This window comes from Azonexus sp., assembly GCF_049652925.1.
In the GTDB taxonomy this organism is placed as follows: domain Bacteria; phylum Pseudomonadota; class Gammaproteobacteria; order Burkholderiales; family Rhodocyclaceae; genus Azonexus.
On the sequence record NZ_JBASFI010000040.1, the window covers coordinates 1 to 12,017 of the forward strand.

At 61.7% G+C, this 12,017-nt stretch carries 8 protein-coding genes; 3 read left to right on the forward strand and 5 right to left on the reverse strand.

All coding sequences use genetic code 11. The features are described from left to right. Positions 1-113: 113 nt before the first annotated feature. Positions 114-2,573 (forward strand): ribonuclease R, encoded by a 2,460-nt coding sequence (rnr, locus tag WBK19_RS18610; RefSeq protein WP_511292432.1) that lies wholly within the window; start codon positions 114-116, stop codon positions 2,571-2,573. Between the two features lie 15 nt (positions 2,574-2,588). Here rnr and WBK19_RS18615 read toward each other — a convergent pair whose 3' ends face one another. Beyond that, complete coding sequence (locus WBK19_RS18615; RefSeq protein WP_511292434.1) at positions 2,589-3,377, reverse strand: HDOD domain-containing protein; 789 nt, start codon at positions 3,375-3,377, stop codon at positions 2,589-2,591. 197 nt (positions 3,378-3,574) lie between these two features. Here WBK19_RS18615 and WBK19_RS18620 point away from each other — a divergent pair, with 197 nt between their 5' ends. Continuing rightward, complete coding sequence (locus WBK19_RS18620) at positions 3,575-4,138, forward strand: bacteriohemerythrin (RefSeq protein ID WP_511292436.1); 564 nt, start codon at positions 3,575-3,577, stop codon at positions 4,136-4,138. A 70-nt stretch (positions 4,139-4,208) separates the two neighbouring features. Beyond that, entirely contained in the window at positions 4,209-4,940 is a 732-nt protein-coding gene (rlmB, locus tag WBK19_RS18625) for a 23S rRNA (guanosine(2251)-2'-O)-methyltransferase RlmB (RefSeq protein WP_226498170.1), read from the forward strand. Between the two features lie 3 nt (positions 4,941-4,943). Here rlmB and WBK19_RS18630 read toward each other — a convergent pair whose 3' ends face one another. From WBK19_RS18630 to WBK19_RS18645, 4 genes are all read right to left on the reverse strand, one after another. Then, positions 4,944-5,921, reverse strand: coding sequence for a sensor domain-containing diguanylate cyclase (locus tag WBK19_RS18630; RefSeq protein WP_511292438.1), 978 nt, complete (start codon positions 5,919-5,921; stop codon positions 4,944-4,946). Between the two features lie 268 nt (positions 5,922-6,189). Then, positions 6,190-7,602, reverse strand: coding sequence for an efflux transporter outer membrane subunit (locus WBK19_RS18635; RefSeq protein WP_511292440.1), 1,413 nt, complete (start codon positions 7,600-7,602; stop codon positions 6,190-6,192). After that, entirely contained in the window at positions 7,595-10,729 is a 3,135-nt protein-coding gene (locus WBK19_RS18640) for an efflux RND transporter permease subunit (protein ID WP_511292442.1), read from the reverse strand. Before WBK19_RS18640 ends, WBK19_RS18635 begins: the two co-directional genes overlap by 8 nt. Positions 10,730-10,738: 9 nt before the next feature. Next, complete coding sequence (locus WBK19_RS18645; RefSeq protein WP_511292444.1) at positions 10,739-11,914, reverse strand: efflux RND transporter periplasmic adaptor subunit; 1,176 nt, start codon at positions 11,912-11,914, stop codon at positions 10,739-10,741. Positions 11,915-12,017 lie beyond the last annotated feature (103 nt).

The window sequence follows — 12,017 nt, forward strand, 5'->3', positions numbered from 1 at the left end:
AGGGACTCGAACCCCCACGGAGTTACCCGCTAGTACCTGAAACTAGTGCGTCTACCAATTCCGCCACCTGGGCACAGGTGCGAAGAGCCGCCATTATAGAGAAAGAAGAATTGATGTCAAGAAAAAAACTATCAAAAATCCGTCGTGCTGATCCCTTCTTCGAGCGTGAATTGGCGCGCTACGAGTTCCCTTTGCCTTCGCGTGAATACGTCTCGCAAGTGCTGGCTGACGAAGGTCGGCCTGTCGAGTTCAACGAACTGACCGAGTTGCTGGATATCACCAATACCGAACGCGAAATGTTCCAACGTCGCCTTGGTGCCATGGAGCGCGAAGGTCAGTTGATGCGTAACCGCAAGGGCGCGTACATCCTGCCCGAGCGGGCCAGCCTGACCCCGGGGCGTATCCAGGGGCATCCGGATGGCTATGGCTTCCTGATTCCCGATGATGGCAGTGCTGATATCTTCCTTGATCAGCACCAGATGGGGAAAGTGCTGCATGGCGACCGGGCGCTGGTCCGGGTTACCGGCATAGACCGCAAGGGGCGTCCCGAGGGCGGCATTGTCGAAGTGACCGAGCGGGTCAATACGCGGATTGTCGGCCGGGTTTTCGTCGAGCATGGCGTCGTGGTCGTGGCGCCGGAAAACAAGCGTATTTCGCAGGATATTCTGGTGCCACCGGTACCGAAGGCCAAGGACCAGCCGCAGTCCGGCCAGGTCGTGATGGTCGAGATCATCGAGCAGCCAAGCAAGTTCTCGCAGCCGATCGGCAAGATCATCGAGGTGCTGGGCAATTATGCCGATCCGGGGATGGAGATCGAGATCGCGCTGCGCAAGCACGATCTGCCTTTCGAGTTTTCCAAATCCGCGCTGGATGAGAACAAGGCTTTGCCGGACAAGGTGACCAAGGCCGACCTGAAGGGCCGCGTCGATTTGCGCGATATTGCGCTGGTCACCATCGATGGTGAGACGGCACGCGATTTCGACGATGCAGTGTATTGTGAAAAGAAGGGCCGTGGCTGGCGCCTGATCGTGGCGATTGCCGACGTGTCGCATTACGTCAAGCCAGGTATGGCGCTGGACCGCGAGGCAGTGGAACGCGGCAACTCGGTCTATTTCCCGCGCCGGGTGATCCCGATGCTGCCGGAAAAGCTGTCGAATGGCATCTGTTCCCTGAATCCCGATGTCGAGCGCATGGTCATGGTTTGCGACATGGAGATCAGTTCGACCGGCAAGATTGGCAAATACAAATTCTATCCGGCTGTCTTCAAGTCGCATGCGCGGCTGACCTACAACCTTGTCTGGTCCTGGCTGTCCGGTGAAAAAGAGCCGGAAACCGACGTCCACCGCAGTGTTCTGCCGCATGTGCAGAATCTCTACAAACTGTTTGCCGCCTTGCACAAGGCGCGTGGTCAGCGCGGGGCGATCGATTTCGAGACGACCGAAACGCAGATGTTGTTCAACGAACAGGGCAAGATCGAAAACATCGTGCCGGTCGTACGCAACGATGCGCACCGGATCATCGAGGAGTGCATGCTGGCAGCCAATGTCTGTGCTTCGGATTTCCTCGCCGAACACAAGCAGACCTGTCTGTACCGTATCCACGCTGCGCCGTCGGAGGAAAAGCTGGCCAACCTGCGTGCCTTCCTCGGCGAATTCGGCCTGGCGCTGGGCGGTGGAGATGATCCTCAGGCCAAGGATTACGCCATCCTGCTCGAAAAGGTCAAATTGCGGCCTGACTTCCAGTTGCTGCAGACGGTGATGTTGCGTTCGTTGCGCCAGGCGATGTACAGCCCGGACAACGTCGGTCACTTCGGCCTGGCTTACGAGCATTACACCCACTTTACCTCGCCGATCCGTCGTTACCCCGACCTGCTGGTGCATCGGGCCATCAAGGCCGTGCTGGCCGGTGAAACCTATACGCCGGATCGTTCCTGGGACGACATCGGCCTGCAATGTTCGAGCACCGAACGGCGGGCTGATGAGGCGACGCGGGATGTCGAGAACTGGCTGAAGACCTTCTTCATGAAGGAGCGTATTGGCGAGGAGTTTGACGGAACGATTTCCGGGGTCACCGCCTTTGGCATTTTCGTGGCGCTCGATACGGTTTACATCGAAGGCCTGGTGCACGTTTCCGAACTGGGGGCCGATTACTTCCAGTTTGACAACATCAAGCACCAGATGCTGGGCGAACGGACGGGGCAGCGCTTCCGTCTAGGCGACCGGGTACGGGTCAAACTGGTGCGCGCCGACCTCGAGTCGAACCGCATCGATTTTGTTCTGGCTGGTAGCGAGAAGGCCTATGCCGGGAAAAGAACGGTGCCGAAGACGGCCGTCAAGCCGGTGAGTCAGCGGCCTGTGGTCAAGGCGGTTGCTGCCAGGGCTCCGGCGAAGTTGGATAAACCAGCCACCAAGCCGGAGGTCAAAAAATCAGCTGCCAAAAAATCAGCGAAGCCGGCGGCCAAGGGCGTAGCTAGACCTGCTGCCAAAAAGCCCGCGGCCAAAAAATCGGCCGCGCCACGCAGCAAGACCGCTGCTGCCAAACCGGTTAAAAAAGCCGCGCCGAAAAAGCGCTGACCGGCGCTGTCGCGCTCAATGGTGGGCCGGGTCGAGTAGATCCGCTGCCTTGAGCGCGATGGCAGCGATGTGCTCTTCGTCGAGCCCAGGCAGTTGTTCGGTTAGCCATTCCAGTGAGGCGCCAGGAATGAGGTGTTTGGCGGCGGCGATGTCAGCCGGCAATGCCGGGTCGTCGGGGCCGCTGCTGATATGGCGGGCGGTGTCTACACAAAGACGGGACAGGTTTGCTCGGGTGTTGTCGATGCCTCGAATCAGCTGCGTCAGCAGTGATGGCAGGTGCCAGATCAGGGCGCATTTGAGCGTCATATCCTTGAAGCGGAAGCCGCAGGTGTCGACCTGGGCCTGCAGCGAGCGCGGCGAACGACCGGAATGCAAGGCCTCAAGCGCGGCCAGAGGCAACTCTTCGGCGAAGGACCAGAGCAGTAGCTCGCCGATTTCGGAGAGCAGGGCGGCCATTGCAACCTCGTCGGGTGAAATGTCGGCGCGCGCCGCACCCCAGCGCAGGGCCAATCGGCTGGCCAGGTGGGCGCGGGCTTCGCATTCGGCGAGGCCATGGTTCGATTCGTCTGTTTCCGGACAATCGAGCATCAGTTTATGCACGGCGTCGGTACCCAGTTGCATGACCGTACCTAGCGGGTTGGTGGTTTCGTGTCCGAGGCGCTGGGCGCGATGGTTTTCCGCTTCGCGCAGCAGGCGCAGGCAAAGAAAGGGGTCGGCGGCGGCGATGTCGGCCAGGTCGCAGGCGGCCAGTCGTTCGCCCTTCTCGGTTTCAAGTTCGAGCAGGCGCGCTTTTGAGCGCGGCATACAGGGCAATTCCTGGCTGCTCAGGTAGGCCGCCCACTGATCAACTCCCCAATGTTTCTGGTGTTCTGTCAGCAAGAGATTCCCCCGGTAGGTTCAATGGTTTGCTGCTGGATTTTATGCTCAAAATTAAAAGTTGCCGTATCAACAAGTTGATATGCGACGGTAGAATAGCGGTTTCTAATACTTTCGGAATAGGGATGACGAAGCAGCGGGTGGTTTCCATTCCTCATATGACGGGTGCTGCTGTCGACGATTTGTCCGAAAGTACGGCCTACTGGCTGTCGACCGGCGAGTTGCCGGCCGAGCTGATCACTGGTCACAAACTGATCGATTCCGAACACCATTTCCTGATCGCGGCCATCGCCAACTTGCGCCGGATATGCATCGATCACGTCAATCTGAAGGATTGCACAGGCTGCAGTCATGAGCGGCAACAGCGTTGCGAGGCTGAGGTGATAGCCATGCTCGGTGATGTTTTCGCTTTTATCCTCGACCATTTCAAGACCGAGGAAATGGTCATGCGCGACTCGCTGTTGCTGATGGTCGATCGCGATGTCTGCGAGGCGCACATGGAAGATCATGCGGCGATTTCATCGACCGTGCAGCAGATCGTTTCGTCGCTCGACTCGAATCATGTCGTTTCACGAATCCGCGAACTTGATGCCTTGCTCGCCCGTTGGGAGACTAATCACATCGCGCTGCATGACCTGATATTGTCGCGCTGGATCGCCCGCGAGGATTCGCTGCTCAGGGATTTCTGAGTCCTCGCTGAATCTTCGGCCAATGGCTCCGGCGCGGTAAAATTCGCCCTTCAGTTTTTCGAAAGCAGCCATGTCCTCCCGCCTGATTTACGGCTTTCACGCCGTTACCGCCAAACTTCGCCATGACCCGGAATCGGTCAAGGAAATTGTCATCGACGCCACGCGCCACGATGCGCGGGCGCGTGACCTGCTCGCCCATGCGGAGTTGCAGGGCGTCAAGGTGATCGGCGCCGACGGCAAGCGGCTCGATGGCATGGCGCCTGGCGCCAAGCACCAGGGTGTTCTGGCCCGCATCGAAGGCGACCGCAAGCTGGCGCATCTCGATGACGTGCTTGATACGCTCGAAGAACCGGCTTTCCTGCTGGTGCTCGACGGCATCACTGACCCGCGCAACCTTGGTGCCTGTCTGCGCGTGGCCGATGCGGCCGGCGTTCATGCGGTCATCGCACCGAAGGACCGCGCCGTCGGGCTGACCGATGTGGCGGCCAAGACGGCCTGCGGAGCGGCCGAAACGATGCCCTACGTGATGGTCACCAATCTGGCGCGGACACTCCGTGAATTGCAGGAACGCGAGATCTGGGTGGTCGGTACGGCCGGCGAGGCGGAGAGCGATCTTTACGCCGCCGAATGGCCGAAGGCGACGGCCTGGGTGCTCGGCGCCGAAGGCGAGGGCATGCGCCGGCTGACCCGTGAAAACTGCGACCAGTTGGTCAAGATTCCGATGCACGGCTCGGTCGAGAGCCTCAACGTTTCCGTTGCGGCCGGCGTCTGCCTGTTCGAGGCGCGTCGACGTTTGGGTTGAAAGCTAGACGGCTGCCGCAAGGACGACCCGGTTGCGGCCTGAGTTCTTGGCCCGGTAAAGCGCCGCATCGGCTTCGGCAATCAGGGTTTCCTGGCTGTTGCCGGCATCCGGCACGAGGGCCGAGACGCCCAAGCTTAGTGTCAAATGGGGGGCGGTTTCCGAGGCTGCATGTGGAATGGCCAGAGCGCGAATGGCCACGCAGATGCGTTCGGCCACGGCGTGGGCACCGGCCAGATCGGTGTTGGGCATGACGATAGCGAACTCTTCGCCACCATAGCGGGCTGTCATGTCGGACGGTCGGAATACCGCAGCGCCAATGGCGCCCGCGGCCGAACGCAGGCACTCGTCGCCTTTCGGGTGACCGTAGTGATCGTTGTAGAGCTTGAAATGATCGATATCGGCCAGTATGAAAGCCAGAGAAGTGCCAGCACGCAGGCCGCATTTCCATTCGAGCTGGAGCTTGTCGTCGAGCGAGCGGCGATTGGCCAGACCGGTCAGGCTGTCCTTGGTTGCCAGGCTCTGCAGCGCCATTTCGGCCAGCTTCTGGTCAGTCATGTCGCGCAGCGTTTCGACGATGGCAATCAGCTTTCCCTGGTCGTCGTAAATCGGCCCGGCATCGACGGCAAGATAGTGGCGTTCGCCCTTGACCGGCATGACGCACCAGTTCTCGGCGCGCAGGCCGAAGCCGAATTCACCGGGCGTGGTATGGGCGGAATAAAGCTCGGCGAGTTGGTCAAACTTTTCGAGTGCGATGAGGTCGGCCAGACAGTGGCGCGGTTCATTGTAAAAGCCGCGCCAGTGGTCGCTGGTGCCCAGCATGTCGGCCGCGGGAATGCCGGTCAGGCGTTCGCAGGCGTGGTTCCAGATGGTCACCCGGCGCTCTGCATCGAGGACAAAGGTGGGAACGACCAGGTGTTGCATGAGGCGGACCGCCATGCTGTGGTCAATGTCGTTGCCAAACGTGTGCTTGCCGGAATCCAACGATATTCTCCTGGCTGAGGATAAGAAATGCGTTCTCGCGGGGGAATAATGCCGGCCTGATCATCGGCTGGTCTGTTGGGGCAGGAACCTTACGCTATGACTTTGGTCGTGTCAAAGCGGCGCCGGCCATGCTGTGCCAGCGATTTCGTTATTAGCCATTTTTTCCGGTTGACCGTGGGAGGATGCTGGCTCAAACGGCGCGATCAGTCCCCGCGCTGGCCAAGCCAGATCAGTCCTGACTTGGCCGGGCGGGGACAACCACTTTTGATCAGCTGGCTACCCAGCCACCGCCAAGTGCCTTGAACAGATCGACCGCCGCGCCGAGCCGGCTTTTCCGGCTGGCCAGATACTGCAACTGGGCGCCGTTCAGCGTGCGTTGGGCATCGAGCAGATCCATGTAGCCGGAATAGCCGGACTCGTAGCGCTTCTGGGCCAGATCGAGTGCCTTTTGCGAGGAACCGACCTGGGCCGAGTAGGCGGCTTCTTCGTCGCTGTATTCGCGCAGGCCGACGATGGCGTCGTTCACTTCCTTGAAGGCGGTTTGCACCGTTTTCCGGTAGTTGGCCAGGCTTTCCTTCTGCACGGCCGTCGCTTGATCGACCCGGGCGCCGGTGCGGCCGGCATCGAAAATCGGCATGGCGAGGCCGGCGGCGGCTGACCAGATGCCGGCGCCGCTGGTGAACAGGTTGGACAGCGCCATGCTTTCGCTGCCGAACAACCCGGTTAGGCTGATCGTCGGGTAGTAGGCGGCCTTGGCGACACCAATGCGGGCATTGGCGGCGACCAGCTTTTCCTCGGCTTGGCGGATGTCCGGGCGGGCTTCGAGCAGGGCCGAGGGCAGGCCGGCCGGCGGGGTTGGCGGCAGCGGCAGCTTGTCGATACCGGTGGCGCCGATCTTGAGGCCGGGCTGGCCGCTGAGCAGGCCGATCTGGCTTTCGGACAGGGCGCGCAGGCGTTGCAACTGGCTCCACTGGGCCTGGGCGCCGTTCAGTGCGCTTTCGGCCTGGGCCAGTTCGAGGCCGGAGGCGCTGCCGGCATCGAGGCGGGCCTGGACGATTTTGAGCGCCTGCTTGCGTGATTCGAGCGTCTGGGCTGTGACTTCAATCTGGCCGTCGAGACTGCGCAGATTGAGGTATTCGTTGGCGACCTGGCCGACCAGCGTCAGGCGCAGGCTGTCGCGGCCGAAACGGCTGGCCAGCGCTTCGGCCCGCGCCGCTTCGTTGCTGCGGCGAATGCGGCCCCAGAGGTCTAGCTCGTAGCTCAGTGTCGCGGCAACCCGGTTGTTGTCGTAGGTTGCGCCGCCCTGTTTCCGGCCGTTGAAGGTTTCGCCGCTGCTCTTGCTGCGCCCGGTGCTGGCTTCCAGACCGATCCTCGGCAGGTAGTCGGCGCCGGCTTCGCGAGCCGCCGCTTCGGCCGCTTCGAGGCGGGCGATGGCGGCTTGCAGATCCTGGTTGGCGGCCAGTGTCTGGTCGACCAGCGCATTGAGGTCGGCATCGCCGAACAGCGTCCACCACGTAGGATTGACCGGTACTTGAGCCCTGGCGACGGCCGGTGCCGCTTCCGGCAGCGTCGAAGCCGGGCGGAAGTAGTTCGGGCCGATGGCGCAGCCGCTCAGGGCGATTGCCACGGTCAACCCAAAAAATGGGCGAAATTTGAAATGTTTGGGGAGCAGCTTACGCATTTTGGTTTTCCTCCGTATCGGCGGCATGCGGGTCGCCGGCCGGCAGCATCTGCTTGCCGCGCTCCAGCCACATGAAGAAGAGCGGAATGAAGATGGTGGCGATGAAGGTGGCGGCGATCATCCCGGCGAAAACGCCGGTACCCATCGACTGGCGTGCGGCGGCGCCGGCGCCGGTGGCCTTGACGAGCGGGAAGACGCCGAGCACGAAGGCGAGCGAGGTCATGATGATCGGGCGAAGACGCAGGCGGGCAGCTTCGAGCGCGGCATCGACCACGTTCACGCCTTCGGCGTACTTATGGGCGGCGAACTCGACGATCAGGATGGCGTTTTTCGACGCCAGCCCGATCAGCACGACGAGGCCGATCTGGAAGTAGATGTCGTTCGGCATGCCGCGCAACCATATCGCTGTCAGCGCGCCCATCAAGGCGAAGGGCACGGCCATGATGACGGCGACCGGCAGCGACCATTTTTCATACTGGGCGGCAAGGATCAGGAAGACCATGATGATCGCGAAACCGAAGGCGTAGAGCGAAGAGCCGGAACTGCGCTTTTCCTGGAAGGCCTGGCCGGTCCACGAGATTTCATAACCGCTGGGCAGCGTGGCGGCGGCGACTTCCTCGACGATCTTGATGGCGTCGCCCGAGCTGATGCCCGGCTTGCTGTCGCCCATCACCTTGGCGGCGACGAAGCCGTTGAAGCGTTCGACCTGTTCCGGGCCGACGATGCGCTTGATGGTGCTGACGGCGGATAGCGGGATCATCGCGTTGCTGCTCGTGCTGCGCACGTAAACCTTGCCGAGGTCGTCCGGCTTCATCCGGTAATTTGCTTCAGCCTGCAACTGGACGCGATAGACGCGGCCGGCCTTGTTGAAGTCATTGACGTACAAGGCGCCCATCGTGCTCTGCAGCGTGCTGTAGATGTCGGCCAGCGGGATGCCGAGGGCGATGGCCTTCGGTTCATCGACTTCGACGAACAGTTGCGGCACGGTCGGCCGGAAGAAGGTGCTGATCCGGGTGAATTCCGGGCGCTTCTGCAACTCGGCGATGAAGGTCTGGGCGACTTCGTTTAGCTTGCGGGTGTCGCCGTCGACGCGGTTCTGCACGTAGACTTCAAAGCCGCCAGCGGTGCCGAGGCCCATGATCGGCGGTGGGTTGAAGACCAGTGCCATGCCGTCGGACTGCATCATGCCCATGCCCATGAACTTGCCGGCCAGATCCTGCGCCTTGGCATCGCGTTCGGACCAGTCCTTGAGCGGAATGAAGATGGTGCCGGCGTTCGGCTTGTTGCCGCCGCCGATCAGGTCGAAGCCCGCAACGACGAAGGTGTGCTTGACTGCCGGATCGTTGGCGACCATCTGGCGCATGTTCTCGCCGGTCGTCTGGGTCCGCTTCAGCGTTGCGCCATCGGGCAGCATCAGCGCCGAAATCAGGTAGCCCTGGTCTTCGGCCGGCACGAAACTGCCGGGAATGATGCGGAAAAAGAAAGCGACGATACCGATAACGAGCACGAAGATGATGCCGCCGATGATGCCGTGCTTGAGGGTCAGGCCGACAGTGCTGGTGTACGAGCGGGTGAAGCGCTCGAACAGCCGGTTGAACGGGCGGAACAGCTTGTGCTCGGTATGCTGGGCCTTGAGCAGCAGGGCACACAGCGCCGGCGTCAGGGTCAGTGCGACGACACCGGAGAGCACGACGGCAACCGCCACGGTAACGGCGAACTGCTTGTAGAGCTGGCCGGCAATGCCGCCGAGGAAGGCGACCGGGACGAAGACCGAGACCAGCACGAGCACGATGGCGACCAGCGCGCCCTGCACCTGCTGCATGGCTTTGATCGCGGCATCCTTCGGTGAAAGGTGCTCCTCGGCCATCAGGCGCTCGACGTTCTCGAGCACGACGATGGCGTCATCGACAACGATACCGATGGCCAGCACCATGGCGAACAGCGTCAGCGTGTTGATCGAGAAACCGAAGATCCACAGGCCGGCAAAGGTGCCGATCAGCGAGATCGGCACGGCGACCATCGGGATCAGCGTCGCCCGCCAGCTTTGCAGGAAGAGATAGACGACGGCGAGGACGAGGATCATCGCTTCGACCAGCGTCTTGACCACTTCGTTGATCGAGGCAGAAACGAAGCGCGTCGTGTCGAACGGAATGACGTAACCCATGCCTTCCGGGAACTTCGCCTTCAACCCTTCCATCTTCTTGCGTACGAGCTCGGCCACTTCCAGCGCGTTGGCGCCGGTTTGCAGGAAGACGCCCATGGCGATGGTCGGCTGGCCGTCCAGGCTGACCGACTGGTCGTAGCTGTAGGCGCCGAGTTCGATGCGGGCAATGTCCTTCAAATACAGGGCGCCGCTCGGGCCGCTGGCGCGGATGATGATGTTGCCGAACTCTTCCGGCGTCAGCAGGCGGCCCTTGGCGGTCACCGTGTAGACCAGTTGCTGGTCGGACGGGGCCGGTTCCTGGCCGATCTTGCCGGCGGCGTTCTGGGCGTTCTGCGCCTTGATTGCGGTCGCCACGTCGGTCGTCGTCAGGCCGAGCTGGGCCATACGGTCCGGCTTGAGCCAGACGCGCATCGAGTAGTCCTGGGCGCCGAAAATGGTGACGTCGCCAACACCCTTGACCCGCTTGAGCTCGTCAACGATGTTCAGGCTGGCGTAGTTGGAGAGGAACAGGGTGTTGTACTTGCCCTTTTCAGAGTCGAGGGCGACGACCTGCAGAATGTCGTTGGAGCGCTTCTGGACGATCACGCCGTTACGTCGGACTTCTTCCGGCAGGCGCGGTTCGGCGGCTTTCACGCGGTTATTGACGTTGACCGCGGCCATGTCGACATTGCTGCCGACATCGAAGGTGGCAGTGATCGTCACCGAGCCGTTGGCCGAGGCCGACGAGGTGAAATAGGAGAGATTTTCGACCCCGTTCAGCTGTTCCTCGATCGGTGCAGCGACCGTCTTGGCCAGCGTTTCAGCCGAAGCGCCCGGGTAGGTGGCGGTGATCAGCACGGTCGGCGGGGCAATCTGCGGGTACTGCGCAATTGGCAGCACCTGCGAGGCGACCAGCCCGGCAATGACGATGATGATCGAGATGACCGACGCGAAAATCGGCCGGTTGATGAAGAATTTCGACATGGCTGCTCCTTAACCCTGCTTGGCCGGGGCCGGTGCAGCTTCCTTGGCGGGCGCCGCGCCTTCCTTGGCAGGAGCCGGAGCACCCGGCTTTTCACCGGGGCCGTGCGGGGCAACCGGGGCGCCGGGGCGCAGCTTCATGAGGTTGTCGACGATCACCTTGTCGCCAGCCTTGAGCCCGCCCAGGATGACCCAGTCCTTGCCGCGCCATTCGCCAGCCTGCACCGGACGCGGTGCAACCTTGTCGCCTTCGCCGGCGAGCATGACGATGGCGCCTTGCTCGGTCTGCACGACGGCCGATTGCGGTACCAGAAATACGCCGTCGCGCTCGCCGGTGAGCAGGCGGATACGGACGAACTGACCGGGCAGCAACTGGTTGTCGCTGTTGTCGAACTCTGCGCGCAGGGCCTGGGTGCCGAGCGTGGTGTCGATGTTGCTCGCCAGAAAGTTGAGCTTGCCGGTCTTCTTGTAGACGGTTCCGTCAGCCAGGATCAACTCGACGCCGCTGATATTCTTGGTGGTGACGCGGCCGCCGGCCAGCTTGGCCAGATCGCTGTCGCCGAGGCTGAAGCGAACCCAGATCGGGTTGCTCTGGTAGATAGAGGTGAGCAGGCTGTCGGCACCGGCGGTGATCAAGTTGCCTTCGGATTTGGCGGCGCGGCCGGTCGTGCCGGAAACCGGCGCGGTGACCGTCGTCCATGACAGGTTGAGCTCGGCCTGGCGCAGCGCGGCCTGGGCGATGGCGTTATTCGACGCCGAATCGTCGTACTCTTTCTGGCTGATCGCCTTGGCTTCGATCAGGCTCTTCAGGCGATTCATTTCACGGCTGGTCTGCTCGGCCTTGGCCTTGGCTTCGGCCAGCGCGATTTCGTAACTCGAGCGGTCAATCTGGAAGAGCGGCTGGCCGGCCTTGACCGTCTCGCCTTCCTGATAGAGGCGCTTGACCAGAATGCCGGCGACGCGAGCGCGTACTTCGGTTTCGCGGGCGCCTTCGGTCTGCGCCATGACTTCGACGGAACTGGGCACCTTCTGCGGCTGAACTTCCAGCACAGTGACCGGCATCGGCCCCATCGGCGGGCCGCCAGCCGGCTTGTTGTCCGAGCAACCGGTGAGCAGGGCGGTGCCAAGAACCGTTGCACCGAGAAGAGTCGAAAGGGTGGTACGCCGCAGCAGATTTCCGGAAATCATGGGGGAGAACTCCAAATTTAGAAAAGTTTGGGCTATTATATACAAACACGAATGTATGTAAAATATTTTCGGTGTCGAAGTTGATGGCTTAACATTGGCAACG